The sequence below is a fragment of the Pseudoalteromonas luteoviolacea genome, from assembly GCF_018100925.1.
GTDB lineage: Bacteria > Pseudomonadota > Gammaproteobacteria > Enterobacterales > Alteromonadaceae > Pseudoalteromonas > Pseudoalteromonas obscura.
On record NZ_JAGJEH010000008.1, the window covers coordinates 28,313 to 44,800 of the forward strand.

General features: G+C 43.3%; 13 protein-coding genes. 7 read left to right on the plus strand and 6 right to left on the minus strand.

The features are described 5' to 3' along the window. Positions 1-197 precede the first annotated feature (197 nt). Positions 198-2,411 (plus strand): YgiQ family radical SAM protein, encoded by a 2,214-nt coding sequence (locus tag J8M00_RS17520; RefSeq protein ID WP_211011836.1) that lies wholly within the window; start codon positions 198-200, stop codon positions 2,409-2,411. Between the two features lie 51 nt (positions 2,412-2,462). Here the strand turns inward: J8M00_RS17520 and J8M00_RS17525 are convergent, their stop codons facing one another. The 3 genes from J8M00_RS17525 to coaBC form a co-directional block, all read right to left on the minus strand. Next, the gene (locus J8M00_RS17525) at positions 2,463-5,216 is read right to left on the minus strand and encodes a S9 family peptidase (RefSeq protein WP_211011837.1); all 2,754 of its coding nucleotides are present in this window, start codon (positions 5,214-5,216) and stop codon (positions 2,463-2,465) included. 118 nt (positions 5,217-5,334) lie between these two features. Next, positions 5,335-5,922, minus strand: a complete 588-nt coding sequence (slmA, locus tag J8M00_RS17530; protein ID WP_023400737.1) for a nucleoid occlusion factor SlmA — start codon at positions 5,920-5,922, stop codon at positions 5,335-5,337. A 91-nt stretch (positions 5,923-6,013) separates the two neighbouring features. Then, positions 6,014-7,243 carry a bifunctional phosphopantothenoylcysteine decarboxylase/phosphopantothenate--cysteine ligase CoaBC gene (coaBC, locus tag J8M00_RS17535; protein ID WP_211011838.1) on the minus strand — a complete coding sequence of 410 codons (1,230 nt, stop codon included), beginning with the start codon at positions 7,241-7,243 and terminating at the stop codon, positions 6,014-6,016. Positions 7,244-7,427: 184 nt separating this feature from the next. On the opposite strand from coaBC, the gene radC reads away from it, so the two are divergent. The 3 genes from radC (at position 7,428) to rpmG (ending at position 8,783) form a co-directional block, all read left to right on the plus strand. Continuing rightward, positions 7,428-8,102 carry a RadC family protein gene (gene radC, locus J8M00_RS17540; RefSeq protein WP_211011839.1) on the plus strand — a complete coding sequence of 225 codons (675 nt, stop codon included), beginning with the start codon at positions 7,428-7,430 and terminating at the stop codon, positions 8,100-8,102. A 277-nt stretch (positions 8,103-8,379) separates the two neighbouring features. Continuing rightward, positions 8,380-8,616, plus strand: a complete 237-nt coding sequence (rpmB, locus tag J8M00_RS17545; protein ID WP_023397288.1) for a 50S ribosomal protein L28 — start codon at positions 8,380-8,382, stop codon at positions 8,614-8,616. An 11-nt stretch (positions 8,617-8,627) separates the two neighbouring features. Further along, positions 8,628-8,783: a 50S ribosomal protein L33 gene (gene rpmG / locus J8M00_RS17550; RefSeq protein WP_005493124.1), complete on the plus strand. Its 156-nt coding sequence runs from the start codon at positions 8,628-8,630 to the stop codon at positions 8,781-8,783. 75 nt (positions 8,784-8,858) lie between these two features. On the opposite strand, the gene J8M00_RS17555 is transcribed toward rpmG, so the two are convergent. Next, on the minus strand, positions 8,859-10,844 hold the full coding sequence (locus J8M00_RS17555) for a winged helix-turn-helix domain-containing protein (protein WP_211011840.1): 1,986 nt from the start codon (positions 10,842-10,844) through the stop codon (positions 8,859-8,861). A gap of 125 nt (positions 10,845-10,969) precedes the next feature. Here J8M00_RS17555 and J8M00_RS17560 point away from each other — a divergent pair, with 125 nt between their 5' ends. Continuing rightward, positions 10,970-12,787, plus strand: a complete 1,818-nt coding sequence (locus J8M00_RS17560) for an alpha/beta hydrolase (protein WP_211011841.1) — start codon at positions 10,970-10,972, stop codon at positions 12,785-12,787. 58 nt (positions 12,788-12,845) lie between these two features. Here the strand turns inward: J8M00_RS17560 and J8M00_RS17565 are convergent, their stop codons facing one another. Continuing rightward, positions 12,846-13,766: a manganese-dependent inorganic pyrophosphatase gene (locus J8M00_RS17565; RefSeq protein WP_023397287.1), complete on the minus strand. Its 921-nt coding sequence runs from the start codon at positions 13,764-13,766 to the stop codon at positions 12,846-12,848. 207 nt (positions 13,767-13,973) lie between these two features. On the opposite strand from J8M00_RS17565, the gene J8M00_RS17570 reads away from it, so the two are divergent. After that, positions 13,974-14,465, plus strand: coding sequence for a hypothetical protein (locus tag J8M00_RS17570; protein ID WP_211011842.1), 492 nt, complete (start codon positions 13,974-13,976; stop codon positions 14,463-14,465). Between the two features lie 2 nt (positions 14,466-14,467). Then, entirely contained in the window at positions 14,468-15,277 is an 810-nt protein-coding gene (gene mutM, locus J8M00_RS17575; protein WP_211011843.1) for a bifunctional DNA-formamidopyrimidine glycosylase/DNA-(apurinic or apyrimidinic site) lyase, read from the plus strand. Positions 15,278-15,289: 12 nt separating this feature from the next. Here the strand turns inward: mutM and J8M00_RS17580 are convergent, their stop codons facing one another. Next, the gene (locus tag J8M00_RS17580) at positions 15,290-16,417 is read right to left on the minus strand and encodes a M20 family metallopeptidase (RefSeq protein ID WP_211011844.1); all 1,128 of its coding nucleotides are present in this window, start codon (positions 16,415-16,417) and stop codon (positions 15,290-15,292) included. Positions 16,418-16,488 lie beyond the last annotated feature (71 nt).

The following is a 16,488-nucleotide window of genomic DNA, read 5'->3' on the forward strand; positions in this document are numbered from 1 at the left end:
GGTTTTACCTAGTGTTGTGTAGCTTGGAATGGCAAATAAGCCGCTATTCGTTATTCTATTCTTAATTATGGCTAAATTTTAGATTAATAATTACAAAGGTTTAGTGTTCTTAGCTTATATTCACGTCAGATATAGTACGGTATAGAGTGTCGCTGAGGTATAATAGATGCCTTGCAAATTTTATGAGCCGTCACTCTATGAATACATCAAAGTCCTCAGGGCTTCAAGCTGAGCGTTCGCTTTTTTCATATCCCAAATATTGGGCAGAATGTTTTGGTCCTGCGCCATTCTTACCTACGTGCCGTGCTGAAATGGATGCATTAGGATGGGATAGCTGTGACATTATTATTGTTACAGGTGATGCCTATGTTGACCATCCAAGTTTTGGCATGGCCGTGATTGGCCGAGTGTTGGAAGCACAGGGGTTTCGCGTTGGAATTATTGCGCAACCTGATTGGTCAGATAAAACTGCGTTTGAGTCATTGGGTAAACCAAATTTATTTTTTGGTGTGACGGCTGGCAATATGGATTCAATGATCAATCGTTATACTGCGGAAAAGCGTATTCGCCACGATGATGCATACACGCCCGGCAATATCGGTGGCAAACGGCCGGATCGCGCTGTTGTAGTATATAGCCAGCGTTGTCGAGAAGCGTATAAAGATGTGCCAGTTGTGATCGGTGGTATAGAAGCGAGTTTACGCCGCATCGCACATTATGATTACTGGCAGGAAAAGGTACGTCGCAGTGTTATTTTTGATGCTAAAGCGGACATTCTAATCTATGGAAATGCAGAGCGCCCGCTGGTTGAGGTGGCACATCGCATAGCCAATGGCGAGTCAATGGACACGATTCAGGATGTGCGCGGTACTGCGGTTATTCGTAAGACGCCGATAGCTGGCTGGCGAGGTAGTGATTCAACTGCCATTGACAAAGTTGGCAAAATTGATCCTATTCCGAACCCTTATGGTGCGGACGACGTAGGCTGTAGTAAATCTGAGTTTGCTAAAGCTGGCGTTGACCTTCAGAGTGATATGGCCAAGCCCATCACAGTGCAGCCACCAAGGCTTAAACCTTGGGAGAAAGTGTACGTAAAATTGCCTGCTTTTGAGCAGGTGAGTGTGAATAAGCCTCTCTATGCTCATGCTTCAAGGATCTTGCACCAAGAAACGAATCCGGGGTGCGCAAGAGCCTTGTTCCAGCGTCACGGAGATCGCTCTGTGTGGGTTAATCCACCCGCTTTTCCATTAGAAACGGAAGAGATGGATCACGTATTTGGTTTGCCATATCAGCGTATTCCTCATCCGGCATATGGAGATGACAAGATCCCTGCATACGATATGATCAAGACATCGGTTAACATTATGCGTGGTTGTTTTGGTGGGTGTAGTTTTTGCTCAATCACAGAGCATGAAGGGCGCATCATTCAAAGCCGTTCAGAAGAGTCAATTATCGAAGAAATTGAGCAAATACGCGACAAGGTTCCGGGCTTTACAGGTGTGATTTCAGATCTTGGCGGACCAACGGCGAATATGTATAAATTGCGCTGCAAAAGTAAAAAAGCTGAGAGTACATGTCGTCGTTTATCTTGTGTGTACCCTGATATTTGCAAGCATATGGATACCGACCATACACCAACAATAGACCTTTATCGCAAAGCCCGAGATGTCGAAGGAGTCAAAAAGATTCTAATCGCGTCAGGTGTTCGTTACGATCTGGCTATTGAAGATCCTCGTTACGTAAAGGAGCTGGTGTCTCACCATGTGGGTGGATACTTAAAAATAGCCCCTGAGCATACTGAGAGTGGTCCGCTTTCGAAAATGATGAAGCCGGGTATGGGCACTTACGACAAGTTCAAAGAGCTGTTTGATAAGTACTCTAAAGAAGCCGGTAAAAAGCAGTATCTCATCCCTTATTTCATCTCAGCACACCCAGGGACAACGGATGAAGACATGGTGAATATGGCGCTGTGGCTAAAAGCGCATGACTTTAAGTTGGATCAGGTGCAAAACTTTTATCCTTCTCCGATGGCCAATGCTACGACCATTTACCATACCGAGATGAATTCGCTGCGAAATATAAAAAATAATCATGAAGAAGTAGCTGTTCCAAAAGGGGCAAGGCAACGCCGCTTACACAAGGCTATTCTGCGCTATCATGATCCTGCTGGTTGGCCACAAATTCGCGAAGCACTGAAGAGTATGGGCAAAGCACATTTAATTGGTCGTGGCCCAGAATGTTTGGTGCCTGATGAAAACAGCCGGGGTAAGTCGTCTAAACCGGGGCACAAGCGAGGCAATAAAGCGCTGACCAAGCACACAGGCTTTAGTCAGTTTAATCAAGCAAACACCAAGCCGAGAGTCGGCAAAAACAAACGCAAACCAAACAAGAGTAAACCAACTCATCATTAAAAAAAGCCGCGTGATGCGGCTTTTTTTACGACTTAAAGCGTGAAGTTGAGCTTATTCTTCAGGACGATGTGGTTTACCTGATGTGATCCACTGGGGTGCAGGCATACCACGCAGGTAATGATCAAAGTACTCCATCATACGGACTGAGAAGTCCACTTGATTTGGGAACTGCTTTAAATGATGTGGTTCGCCTTCATACTGCAAGAAAATAGCGTCTTTGTTATGGCGGCGCAGTGCCAGATAGTACTGGATCCCTTCTTGCCAAGGTACAGCGCCATCTTTATCGCCAAACATCAGTAAAATAGGTGTATTTACTTTATCGGCAAAAAAGACTGGAGAGTTTTCAATATACAGCTCAGGTGCTTCGGTTAAAGGTTTACCAATGCGACTTTGTCCTGTTTCATACTGGAATTGACGTGCTAATCCGGATTTAAGACGGATACCGCTGTAAGCTGAAGTCATATTCGACACAGGTGCGCCTGACACGACGGCCTTAAACATGTCTGTTTGAGTGACGGCAAATGCACTTTGGTATCCAGCCCAAGAGTGACCTTGTAGGCCAATTTTTTGCTTGTCAGCTATCCCTAAGTCAATGAGCTTTTGTGCAGCGTTGATAAGGGTTTGCGTTGATGATGGGCCTGGCTTACCAATCTCAAAGCGGATATCTGGTAAAAATACTGCGTAGCCATTCGAAGTAAACATTGGGAAGTTTGGTCTATGATTTAGTTCCATCTTCGGGAAGTCGTACATACGCTGGCTCATATAGCGGTAAAAATAGATGACGACAGGGAGCTTTTGACCTGGCTGATAGTCAGCTGGCTTTATCAGCACGCCTTGCATTTGTTCGCCGTTATAGCCTTTGTATTGAATTAACTCTGGTTTTTGTCCCCAGGCAAAGTTTTTAACTTGTGGGTTTAGGTTGGTAACTTGTTTTGGTGTATTAAAATCACTGTTTGACTGCCAGTAGTCAGGGAACTGGTGGTAGCTTTGCTGCGTGAAGATGACTTTATCTGCGTGTTTTGCTTTTTTCACTAAATCAAAACGCGCAGCTCCTTCTAAGACGGTCTCGATCGCACCAGTTTGTAGGTTAAGCTTTGCAATATGGGTTTGTTTATTTTGCAAATTGTGAGCAGACAAAAAGAGCGTTTCATCCACTGCAAAACCCACTTGCTTCTTATCGAGTTTGATCACTCTGTAACGGGTATTACTCTCTTTACCCGATGTGAGCCTTTTGGCTTGGCCTGTGACGCTGTCAAAAGCCCAAATGTCATATTTGCTGTATGCATAAAGGGTACTTCCATCTTTTTGCCATCCAGCAAAGCCGTAGCCTGGGTTAGGCTCCGGGTAATCATGTTGGTCATCAGCAAAAATTGCTGTTCGCACAGCTTTGCTGACCGCATGCTCTTTTTGCTGGTGCAAATCTTTTAACCAAATTTGGTCATTTAGAAAGTAAGCGGCATGTCTGCCAGAAGGAGAAAGGCTTGGCTTGTTTGGTGAGTCTTTAACGATATACCCTTTTGCGCCTGTACTTACTTTGACGGCATAGTAATCAGCATAAAACCCGCCATACATGATTTTTTCTAAGTAAGGCTGGTCGTTTTTACCTAGCAAGTAATCCGCTTCAGTATTGAGTGTGATATCGCGAACGGTCTCATCAGCAAGCTGCACGACTTTTTGTGATTCAATGTGGTAAACCGCTTGATACTGACGCTCTCGATTGGTTTTTTTCCAAGTATTTTGTTCTCGAGTTTTGATCTCGGGGTCGTTGTTGTGCCAAATATTTATGCCTGACTGCTGGCGAATAGTATCAAAGTCACGTAGCGAAGCTGAGTCGTCATATTTTAGCTTTTCGATTTTGTCATCGAGTAGTGGACGGTTGTCGAAATAGAGCCGTTCGCCTTGCTCTGACCATTTTAGTTTAGCCGTTTTTGAACTATACCAACCACTTGGACTTTCTATCTTGCTCAGTTTGTCTGTTGTTGCATCCCACAGAGTGACATCATAGCTGCGGCGGCGCTTATCTTCATTGACGTAGTTACCTAAATTAAAGGCAACAATACTAGAGTATGGATGCCATGCTATGGCACTGATCGTAACTCCAGGTTCGCTAAACAATGGGCTCGTTGTCTTATTATTTAAATCTAGATATTGAACTTGGTTTTTGGCGCCAGTACTGTCATGTTGGCTAAACAATACCCCGTACTCGGCTGGACTTAGCCCGTAGTTGACGACGTTTTCAAAGCGCTGTGTTTGTTGAGACGCAAGATCAACAATAACCAAAGTGAGCGGTTTATCTTTTTTATCTGCATTGATTTTAGGCGCATCAGCCTTGACGTTTTTGTCTTTTTGCTCAGCTTTACTGTCTTCACGATAAGCAAGCCAGCGTCCATCATCACTCAATTGATAGTCTTTTACGTGATTAAATACGTGTTGCTTTGCTGATTGCGTGTTGACCAATACTAAATTATTTTTTAAAGATTTTTTTTCTTTTTTACTGGCTGTTTCCGATTCTAGCAAGGGTGGGACTTGCATAAATGCGGCCCATGTAGATGATTTATTTAGATGTGCCTTAGTACCTTGCTCTACCGTTGCAATAAGCTTATTGGTTTCCAGGTTATAGACTTGTCCTTGTGCGTCACCACGGTACGGCTTAGCACTTAGGGCTAGGAACTTGCCATCCTCAGCAAGTTGAGTTGTCTTCGCATATTTAAAGTCAAAGACATCGGAAAATTCGAGTTGGGCTTTATTGGCCACAGCTTGGCCAGACAATAAAGCCGCTGCAATGAGCGAGTAAGTAAACTTCATAATTCTGTCTGTTTGATTAATTATTTGTATCTTTGTAACACTTTTAGCAGTCAAACAAAATCATGGTGCGTTGTGTGGAAGTGAAAAACCGATGGAAGCGGCTATGTACCGCTTCTTATTATAACCAGATGCGTTGTAATTCTTGCCAATGGTTGTTGAATGTCGCAGTTGGCTTCGCTTTAAAATCGCTGCGTACAAACTGATTCATTTTACCTTCTACATGGGCTAAAAATAAATTGGCCAGTGCGGCTTCATCGCTATTGAATGCTTTGCCTTCACGCAACTTTCTTTCTCTTAATACTTGCTTGAATTGTGTCTCAAGCTTTTCAAATAGGCTTTGCACGCGCTCTCTCAGGCGCTCTTGCTCACCTTGAAGTGCATCCCCAGTCAGGATCCGTGTGATCCCAGGGTTTTTCTCTGAGAAGGTCAATAACAAGTGGAGAATATTATAGATACGACTTTGTGTATCCTTTTCGTTTTCTAAAATAATATTGATACGCGAGAGCAGTGTGTCTTCAATAAATTCAATCAGCCCCTCAAACATTCTAGCTTTGCTTGGGAAGTGGCGATAGAGAGCTGCTTCAGAGACGCCGACTTCAGCTGCGAGCTTAGCTGTTGTGATCCGTTGACCTGGGCTAGTTTCAAGCATTTGCGCAAGAGATTGAAGAATTTGCTCTTTGCGATTACTGCGTTTAGTCGCTGGCATGAACTTTCCTTTAATAATTATCGTTATTCTGGTCTGTATGGTGTATTTTTATTAGGTCCATACTTAGTAAAGACCTATGTTAATGTTTTATTCAGCTTCTTTCCAGCCTTTTAACACTAGGTAAACCAAGTTTACCAGCAATTGCTTTAACGACAGTAAGTGCTAACTCTTTTTTGTTGGATGCAGGCAAAGATTGTTGATCATTTTCCCAAAATAACGTTAAAGCATTGTTATCTGAGTTAAATCCAAGCCCTTCTTGTGAAACATCATTGGCACAGATCATATTAAGCTGCTTGTTTTTCAGCTTACCCAGTGCATACTTTTTAACGTCTTGGGTTTCAGCTGCAAATCCGACGGTATATGGCCTATTTTGTGTCAGCGCAGCTACTTCAGCAATGATGTCGGGGTTTTTAACTAAGGCAATGGTCATTTCGTCACCTTGTTTTTTAATTTTTTGCTCAGAGATATCCGCGGCGCGATAATCGGCAACAGCTGCACAGCCAATAAAGACATCGGATTTTTCAGCAAGTGTTATAGCTGCATCGCGCATCTCTACTGCGCTATTGACATAGATGACGTCTACGCCTTGAGGTGCCTGTATATTGACTGGACCTGAGATTAAATTTACGCGTGCCCCCAAGGCGCGTGCAGCTTGTGCAAGGGCATAACCCATTTTCCCAGAGCTGTGGTTCGTGATATAGCGTACGGGGTCAAGTGCTTCTCTTGTTGGACCTGCGGTAACTGTAAAGACTTTGCCATCGAGTACCTGAGGAACTGGGCTGAGTTGTGCTGTGCAGTGTTCTATGAGTTCCATGGGTTCTAACATTCTTCCCTTGCCAACATCGCCACAAGCTTGCTCACCGCTGCCCGGCCCCCATATTGAAACTCCAAATGATGTTAAAGTGGCAAGGTTTTGTTGAGTTGCTGGGTGGGCATACATCTGTTGATTCATGGCCGGTGCAATAGCGACCTTGGCGGGTGTTGCAAGTACCAATGTGGTTAATAGGTCATCGGCGATCCCATTGGCCATTTTTGCGATAGTGTTGCATGTCGCTGGTGCAATTAAAATGAGGTCAGCCCATTTGGCAAATTCGATGTGCCCCATTGCGGCTTCAGCTTGAGGGTCAAGCAGCGAGTCTGATACGGACTCACCTGAAACAGCTTGCATGGTGAGTGGCGTAATAAAGTGCTTTGCCGATTCAGTCATAACAACTTTCACTTCGCATTGTTGTTCTTTTAGACGCCTTACAAGTTCTGCGCATTTATACGCTGCAATACCGCCACTTATACCCAATACTATTTTTTTGCCAGATAAGTTCATCTTCACATTCTCACAACTCAAACTGAGTTAAAGATATCACAGCCTTCGGGCTGTTTTGAATCTTCTCATGAAAAGTCAGTCATTAACTGAACAAAGGATAATCTTTGAGCGTTTTTTTTATCCTCTTACGTGCTAAATAATGAGTCATTGTTAGCTTCAATGAATGTTATATCAGGGAAAGGGTATGCAATTGACACAATTACCGAAACACACCAGGCCAAGAGAGAAATTGTTATCAGATGGCCCGAGCGCGCTCAGTGATGCAGAGTTGTTAGCGATTTTTCTACGTACAGGGGTCAAAGGAATGAATGCCATTGAGCTGGCAGATTCTTTGTTATCGCAGCGGCAATCATTACAGAGTTTATTCAATACATCACTTGAAGATTTTCTAGCGCTTAAGGGGATGGGTGAAGCGAAATATGCGCTCTTTCAAGCTGTGCTTGAATTGTGTAAGCGTTATTTGAAAGAAGGGTGTGAGCGGGCGTTTAAATTTGAAAGCCCTGCGCAGGTGCATAACTATTTGAGCTTTCAACTCAAAGGGCTAGAACATGAAGTCTTTATGGTTTTATATTTAGATAGTCAAAATCAGCTAATAAAGGACGAAGTGTTATTTCGTGGCACGATTAACGCCGCCTCAGTTTACCCAAGGGAAGTGGTAAAAGCGGCATTGAAACATAACGCTGCTGCTATTATCTTTGCTCACAACCACCCATCAGGAGTGTGTGAACCGAGCCAAGCAGACAAAGTTTTGACTGAAAAATTACAAAAAGCTTTGGCACTTATGGATATCAAAGTGTTAGATCATGTCATTGTGGCAGGAAATCGCTGTATATCTTTCGCAGATAGGGGCTTGTTATGAGCTTTTATTGACCATTTTTTGGCTGCAAACCGTTATTTCGCTTAAATTTTATAAAATAGTTTAATTTAAATGCAGTTTTTACTTTCCACAACGGCCTATGATCATTATAATTGGCCGCTATCAAATTTTACCCATGAGCTGACTAGGATATCATCAGATCCTTGATCTCTGCCTGCAGATGCTGTATAAAGAGCGCCCTTTGATTTTACCCGGGGCACACCAGTGTAAGGCCTAAGGGGAAATTAAGCTCGAGCGAAGTTATTGGAGATACATAGACATGTCTAAAGTCTGTCAAGTTACAGGTAAGCGCCCGGTTGTTGGTAACAACCGTTCACACGCGCGCAACGCAACTAAGCGTCGTTTCCTACCTAACCTACAAACACACCGTTTCTGGGTTGAAAGTGAAAAGCGTTTCGTTACTCTACGTACTACTACTAAAGGTATGCGTATTATTGATAAAAAAGGCATCGACGCGGTATTAGTAGATATCCGTGCTCGCGGCGAAAAAGTATAAGGAGCTAAATCATGCGTGATAAGATCCGTTTAGTTTCAACTGCTGGTACTGGTTATTTCTACACTACCGACAAGAACAAGCGTAACATGCCTGAAAAAATGGAGATCAAAAAGTACGATCCTAAAGTACGTAAGCACGTGATCTTCAAAGAAGCAAAAATCAAGTAATTTTGCTTTAAGAATTGAAAAACCCAGTCTCGTACTGGGTTTTTTGTTGCCTGAAATTAAGTAACTACGCGGGATTTAAAGTGTCAACGCATGTATGTCACCCTGCATTGGCTTTAACTCGACATAGGTAATTGTCTCTGGACTAGTTCTGATTGAATACTGGTGTAAAAACCCACTTGGCTGGGAAAGTAGTCGCAGTGTTTGGCCGGTATCCAAGTCATATTGAAAAATGCCTTCCTCAGGCTGATAAAAATAAATGCGCCCAGCTATAATGCGCCAGTTGAGCCAATTGATGTTTTTCACGTTTGGCAGCACTAACTGCTCTTGCCCTGCATTCAAAGTCCACACGCCACTGACATGCCGTTTTGTAAAGTACAATTGATCTTGATAGTAAAAGCCGCTGTACCCACCTGCGTGAGTTAATTGTAAATGCTGCTTTGTACGACGATCAAATAACCAAAGTTGCCAGTCACCTCGTTTATTGCTGCTGTAGATAATTTTATTTCCACCATCATGATAATTGGCAACATATGCCTTGTGCTTGGCTGCAAAAACCTGCTTTACAATCTGTGAGTCTAGTGACAACTCAATCAAGGCACCTTCTTTTTCGAACAGCAGTTTTTTTTCAGTGGGGTGTAGTTCAAAGCGACGAAAGCCAAATTCAAAAGGAAGCGCTAATTTGGTGGCTCGGCCATTTTGTAGTACCCACAGGTCATGCCGTTGTTCTGCATCCGAAATGAATATAAGGTCACCTTCTTGGGTTTTTTGCGGTAGTCGGTTGAGCGCGGCGTTGTCGAATAGTGTGTGCCGTTGCTTGTTTTCCAAGTTGAGCTCGATGATTTTAGAACTTGCATGATATTGACTAAGCAATAACATTGTAAAATCATTTACTTTGGTAACAGCAATAGATTCAATAGGGTGACTCAAATCCTTGAGCTTTTTTATTTGCAGCGTATCAGTATGAAGCTTATACAATGTTTTTTGAGCATTGAAAAAGAGTTGGTCGCCGTCTACGTCCCAGCTTATTGCTTTGATAACACCAGCAAAGGGCACTGTGTGAATGGGATTTAAAGTATGACTATCTACAATGTGTATTTGTGTTTGATTAGATTCCAGATAGCGGACAAATGCCAAGGTATGTGTATTCGGGTGTGCGGCAAGTAGATAATCCCCTTGCATATCAAGATTCTCAGTAGGCAGTGAGACCTGGCTTAATGTTTGGCTGTGAATCAAAAACTTAAATATGGTGTATGGATGAGCATTATTTTTACGCGATCGAATGAAGAGGGCTTGATCGTCGAATTGCCAAGCCAACTTGATGTTATTCATGCCTTGGCAATCCATGATATCTGAACTGCTATGCGTGCTGAGATCATATAGCGCCAGCATACAGCTTTCCTCTTGCTGCATCACATACGCAATTTTTTGGCCTGCAAAATTCACATTGAATGCGTGTAAGCCATCAACTTCAATTGGCAGCCGTTGCGTCTGATTGGTCGCTAAGTTTTTCAAATATACTTGCCGGGTATTACTGTCATAGCGAGTCGACAGGTATGCAATTTGTCCATTTTTGGCTGCGCTTAACTGTGTTTCAATGCCTTCATGTGCGGTGATCCGCTGTAATTGAAGTGGTGTTGATTCTGCAATCTTTTGTTTTGATAGCCAAAACATTGCGGCAATGACAGAGAGGCATAATAACAAATACAATACAGTGCTGGCTAAATGCACTCGCGGTTGGTACTTGACCGTTTGTTGTGTGATGACTGTAGCGCAAAAAAGATAGCCCACTTTGGGTTTAGTTTGAATGATTTGAGCTTCGGGTTGCAAGGTATCAAAATGTTGTCGCAATTTAGATATTGCTTTGTTGATGGCACTATCTGAAACAACTTTCCCTTGCCAAGCTAAAGACAGCAATTCATCTCGTGTCAGAACACAATTCGGGTTTAGTACAAAAATAGACAACAGCTCAAATGACTTAGCCTCTAAATATACCTGCTTACCAGCGAGTGAGAGTGTTCTAAGCTGAGTGTTGAAGGTGATCCCATTGATAAGGTAATTCATTATTTGTTTTTGATTTTTATGAATATATTTTAGTAAGCAAAAGCTCACGTTTATTTCTTGTTTAGGTTATGACTTCAATGTACCAGTTCCATTAAGGTCAGGGCAAAGAAAACAGGAGCTTTGATATGAGAATACGGTTTGGTCTTTTTATGTGTGTGTGGTTATTACAGGCATGCAGTAGTGGGGAAGAAAAGCATAGTGAACCTCACAATGCAAATAATGCCAGTCATGAGAGTGAGCAAAGTGTAACCCGATTAACGTTAGATGGTCATCACTACGTAATTGGGTTGCCTGAAGCTGGGCTCAACCCGCACAAAGCATACAAATTGTTACTGGCTTTTCACGGCTCAGGACAAAGTGAAGTCGGTATGCAATCGATGACACGGTTTGAAACGTTCAGTGATGAATACATCGTTGTGTATCCTAAATCAAAAGAAGTTGAATGGGATGAGGGGTGTGGATGCAATATTGCTGCGCGTTTAAAGGCAAATGATGTCAATTTTGTTGTTAAGTTGATAGAAAAAATGCACCAAGAGTACAATCTACTTGAAGGCGAGAATTATGCTGTGGGGTACTCACAAGGTGCGTTGTTTAGCCAAAATATGCTATGTAAACACAGTGCGCTTTTTAAGGCTGTTGCCAGTGTGGGTGCCCCCATGTCTGAACAGCTGTCGATAAGTTGTAAAATCACGGAACCGACACACTATTTACAGATACATGGCACAGCTGATCAGGTGTTGCCTTATGACGGCATGTATGATGATAACTTCCCTTTAATTTCTTCACCGCGCGCGATTGAATTGATTGCAGCGCAGAATAAGCTCAACCCAGACTATACAGATATTGAATTGAGTAAATCAGTCAAGGCACGCGTATATCAATCTGAAGCTGGTATACACAACTCGCTTGTATCCATTCAGTCGGGCGGTCATCAGTGGGCGTTTTCGGAATATGATACGAGCCGCGAAGTGTTATCATTTTTTTCTCAACACAGTCAGTATCCTTTTGCCGAAGGATCCGCTTTATATACACTCGACGGCCAAAACTATCATGTCAGAACTTTAGGTAATGAAAATGCCGCGGGAGATATCGTTATCCTCCCTGGAGCCAATAAATTTTTCCACAGTGATTCAGCTTGGGCGGCTTTGATCCAACCTCTGTTAGCGCAGCATAGTCGAGTACATGTGATTGATCGCTTGGGCAGCGCTTGGAGTAGTATGACTGACACGCCTTCATTGGCACGTTTTGCCGCTGATTTACCCTCCCTCTTAACGCTGTTAGAGATTGAAAAAGTCACGTTTTTGGCTTTTGCTAATGCAAATCTAACTACGCTAATGTATTTAGCGGATCCGAATCCGGATGTTTTCGTCAATGGGCTGGTGTGGGCTGATCCGGATATCTTAACGGCGCATTCAGTAGAGCTTTATCAAAGCGGCTCTGTAGCTGAATTAAGGGCCTATCCTGCACTTTTCATCGAACACGTTGACGCGGGAAATTGGACAGAAAAAACGATGCAAAGGTTGGCCATAGAAAGAGCTGAAATTGCAGCGCTTATTCCTGCGAACTATCAGAGTAATATGGATTGGGCTTACTATGACTTGGTGTCACAGCAGCGCTTAGAGGTAGAGAAGCAAGTGACGCGTATTAAAGAAATGATGAGTTATCACGATGATTTAAATACGGCAAGTGTGCTTGAGAGCGCAATTACTGTGCCTGTAAGCATCATTGATGGTGATTTTGAAAGTCATGATATTGACCTCGCCCACGAAGATGAAAAATCGGCTTTGATAAAGTGGCAGCAAGAGGGTGTCGCATGGAGCAAAGCGATCGCCTATAAAACAGGCGGTATTTACTACCCCTTAAACAATGCCAGTCATCAACTTTTCTTTGAACATCCAGATACAGTGATTGAAGCCGTATTAGCAATACATCAAGATCAGTAAGGGCGAGTGAATAAAAAAACCGAAGCGGTTGCTTCGGTTTTTTTATTGCAAAAAGTGATTATGCAAACGCTTCTTGTAGCGGTGGCACAACTTGCTTTTTACGGCTTAATACACCATCAAGCCAAACGCGGCTTTGCTCAGGTGCTTGGCCATAGGCTTTTTCAATAATGCCTTCATCATTTGATGCGATTAGCATTTGTGAGCCTTCTTTCATGATGTCAGTAAGAAGTAGTAATACAGAGTGACGACCGCCTTCTTCTTTTAGTTTTGCAATATCAGCTTCAAGATCTGCTTTGATATCGTCAAATACAGATAGATCAATCACTTCTAACTGGCCAATACCAACTAGGTTGCCGTTCATGTTGAAGTCTTTAAAGTCACGCATTACAAGATCACGTGCTGGCGTGCCTTCAACAGCTGACTTGACTTTGAACATTTCCATGCCAAATGCTTTGAAGTCCTCAATACCGGCAATCTCTGCAAGTACTTCAACACATTTAATATCAGCAGTTGTACACGTTGGTGATTTGAAGATAACGGTGTCAGATAAAATTGCACCTAACATCAGGCCAGCGATACCCTTAGGGATCTCAACGCCATAAAAGTCATACATCATTTTAATAATGGTATTGCTACAGCCTACTGGGCGGATCCAACACTCAAGTGGTGTTGAAGTGGTTAGGTCACCTAGTTTGTGGTGATCTACAACACCTACTACTGTCGCTTCGTCAATGTCATCTGGTGCTTGTGTTTTTTCTGTGTGATCAACGATATAAACTTCTTCACCCGCATAGCTTAATTTAAGCTCAGGGGCTTCGAAACCAAAGCGATCGAGAATAAACTGTGTTTCAGGTGATACATCACCTAAACGTGTAGGGATAGCTTCTTCTCCAATTTGGTTTTTGAGGTAAGAAAGTGCAATTGCACCACAAATTGAATCAGAATCAGGGATTTTATGACCCACTACATACATTGCCATTGACGGACTCCTAAAAAATTTTGTCGCTTATTTTAGCAAAAATTAACCACATTAATACAGTGTCGGAAGGATTTTGGACCTAGAAAATAGTCTAAGCAGAGATTATGAAATCCTTTAGGTCGATGAATTAAATGTACTGCTGCGTTCATCAGCAGGGTATAGTACAGTGATCTAACCAACGAAATAATCAGTATTGATGGAACTGACATGGGACTGAGCCGTAAAGCGTGGAACAATGTAGTTATTTTTTCCATGTTGATCATGATTTTTTTTCTCAACGGGTTACATCACAAATTGAACCCTCAACAAGCTGAATTAACCCGTGTTATGGTTTTGCCAGAGCAGAGCTTTGTACTCGCTATGGCGTATCCTGGCGTCAAAATTGAGCGTATAGGTACAACGTGGCGTATAGATAATAAACTCGTGGAAGGCACGTCATTATCGTATACCGCGCAGGACTTAGTTCAGATTGTACAGATGTGGCAAAATTTGGAATTACAGGCTGTTGAAAAGCAAAAGGTTAACCCTGAATCAGCGATATCCGTAGCAACTTTTTGGTTGGCGGGTGAAGAGCTGCCTTTGAGTTACCAACTTTATCGTGGATCCGACACATATCTGTTGTTTGCTCAACGTCAACAGCATTGGTTGGAACTGAGCGCAGACCAAGCTAAACAATTATTTAAACCGATAGATATATAGTTATGCCAGAATTACCTGAAGTAGAAGTAAGTCGCATGGGTATAGAACCTCATGTCAAAGGGCAAGTTGTTAATCATGTTCGTATCCATAATGGTCGACTGCGCTGGCCTGTGCCAGAAGAGGTCTCATTATTGGAAAACACTGTAATTACAGCTGTGAAGCGTAGAGCCAAATATTTACTGCTGGAAAGTGATGTAGGGACTGCAATTTTGCATTTGGGCATGTCAGGTAATTTGCGTGTCGTGTGTCAAAGCGAACCGTTAAAGAAGCACGACCATATTGAACTTGTGTTTGCCAACGGGTTGGCGCTGCGTCTGAACGATCCGCGTCGCTTTGGTGCTTTTTTATGGCAAAACCCACAGCAGCAGCACAGCGTGTTCGCTAAACTAGGCCCCGAACCCCTGACCGATCTATTTGATGCCAAACATTTGTATCAAGCCAGTCGTGGAAAAAAGGTTGCAGTAAAGCAGTTTATCATGGACAACCATGTGGTCGTGGGGGTGGGTAATATTTACGCCAATGAGTCATTGTTTAAAGCCGGGATACACCCTAAACGTGAAGCTGGCAAAATATCTTTAGCGCGTTATCAAAAACTCACGCCAATAATTAAAGACACCTTAGCCGCAGCGATTGAGCAAGGTGGGACGACTTTAAAAGATTTTGCACAAAGTGATGGAAAGCCGGGTTACTTTGCTCAGGAGTTATTGGTTTATGGCCGAAAAGGTGAGCCGTGTGTACGTTGTGAAACGACCTTACAAGAGATCCGTTTAGGGCAGCGTAGCACTGTTTATTGTACTAAGTGCCAACGCTGACCAAAATGATTGTTATGCTTGGTATACGGCAGATTCAACAGCCTGTGTGCGATAACATAATTGCGAGAGGATCGCCGTCATCTGTGCGATGCGAAGCTCAAAGCTACGTTTGAGTGCGCGCTCATTGCGGGTGTGATCGCCGTCACCATATGGGCCGAAGCCATCCAAAGTCGGTGTACCAGTCGCAGCAGCCGTATTGGCATCGGATACACCGCCTCGGTGCTCAATCGGTTGTTCCTCACCTAAGATCTCGTTGATTTGATCAAGTAAGGTTTGCTGTGCTGACGTTGGTGCCATGACGCCACGTTGCAAGCCTCCTTGTATGTCCACCTCTACGCCTGTGATTTCAATAGCCATACAGATGTTTTCTATGCCTTCTAGCAACCTTTGCTGTTCAGCTTGATTGGTAAAACGTGCTTCAACTTGTAATGTTGCCTTGCCAGAAATAGTATTGGCACCGATCCCACCTTGTACTTTGCCAACGTTTACTGTGCTGCCCGCTTTGAGATCTGTGAGCGAAGTCATTTCTAGTAACATGTTTGCCATGGCAAAGTTAGCGTCAATTCCGTCTCGATAATGGTTGCCTGCATGTGCTGGTTTGCCGGTGACAGTGATGTGATAAGTGGCAATCCCTTTTCGCGCGACGACCAACTCATGGGATTTACCGGCGGCTTCAAATACAAAACATGCATCGTATTGCTTGGCTATTTTCGTCGTCAGTGCCTGACTATCATCACTGCCAATTTCTTCGTCACTGACTAATAACCAATCTATGTTCAGCAGCTGACCAAATTGCTGCTTCAACTGTCTCAGTACATTGAGTGCAACCCAATTTCCGCCTTTCATGTCACATACGCCGGGACCATAAACATAGTTCTCATCCTCGTGAAACTCAGTGAATGACCCGTCTGGAAACACCGTATCTAAATGGCCCAGCAGCAATACCCGTTTTCCTGTGTTACGTGCGGAGCGAAACAGCAAGTGATCGCCGATCAGCTCTCGTTGATAGCGGGTAAGTGAAAACCCTAAAGGCTCTGCCAAAGCAATCATTTGCTCACCGTGTCTATCCACTCCGGCTTTGTTTTTACTGTGCGAGTTGCAGCGTATTAAGTCTGCTAATTCTGCATAGTCCAGATTCATCCTAATCTTCTCCCTGTGAAGGTTTGGCTCATCGTGGCGCTTTTCAGTTGCAGTTCGGTGAAGCTTTTATG

What these genes read in the sequence shown, in the direction of transcription:
- J8M00_RS17520 (WP_211011836.1), top strand. Translation starts at nt 198, where the DNA reads ATGAATACATCAAAGTCCTCAGGGCTTCAAGCTGAGCGTTCGCTTTTT.
- J8M00_RS17525 (WP_211011837.1), bottom strand. Translation starts at nt 5,216, where the DNA reads ATGAAGTTTACTTACTCGCTCATTGCAGCGGCTTTATTGTCTGGCCAA.
- slmA (WP_023400737.1), bottom strand. Translation starts at nt 5,922, where the DNA reads ATGCCAGCGACTAAACGCAGTAATCGCAAAGAGCAAATTCTTCAATCT.
- coaBC (WP_211011838.1), bottom strand. Translation starts at nt 7,243, where the DNA reads ATGAACTTATCTGGCAAAAAAATAGTATTGGGTATAAGTGGCGGTATT.
- radC (WP_211011839.1), top strand. Translation starts at nt 7,428, where the DNA reads ATGCAATTGACACAATTACCGAAACACACCAGGCCAAGAGAGAAATTG.
- rpmB (WP_023397288.1), top strand. Translation starts at nt 8,380, where the DNA reads ATGTCTAAAGTCTGTCAAGTTACAGGTAAGCGCCCGGTTGTTGGTAAC.
- rpmG (WP_005493124.1), top strand. Translation starts at nt 8,628, where the DNA reads ATGCGTGATAAGATCCGTTTAGTTTCAACTGCTGGTACTGGTTATTTC.
- J8M00_RS17555 (WP_211011840.1), bottom strand. Translation starts at nt 10,844, where the DNA reads ATGAATTACCTTATCAATGGGATCACCTTCAACACTCAGCTTAGAACA.
- J8M00_RS17560 (WP_211011841.1), top strand. Translation starts at nt 10,970, where the DNA reads ATGAGAATACGGTTTGGTCTTTTTATGTGTGTGTGGTTATTACAGGCA.
- J8M00_RS17565 (WP_023397287.1), bottom strand. Translation starts at nt 13,766, where the DNA reads ATGGCAATGTATGTAGTGGGTCATAAAATCCCTGATTCTGATTCAATT.
- J8M00_RS17570 (WP_211011842.1), top strand. Translation starts at nt 13,974, where the DNA reads ATGGGACTGAGCCGTAAAGCGTGGAACAATGTAGTTATTTTTTCCATG.
- mutM (WP_211011843.1), top strand. Translation starts at nt 14,468, where the DNA reads ATGCCAGAATTACCTGAAGTAGAAGTAAGTCGCATGGGTATAGAACCT.
- J8M00_RS17580 (WP_211011844.1), bottom strand. Translation starts at nt 16,417, where the DNA reads ATGAATCTGGACTATGCAGAATTAGCAGACTTAATACGCTGCAACTCG.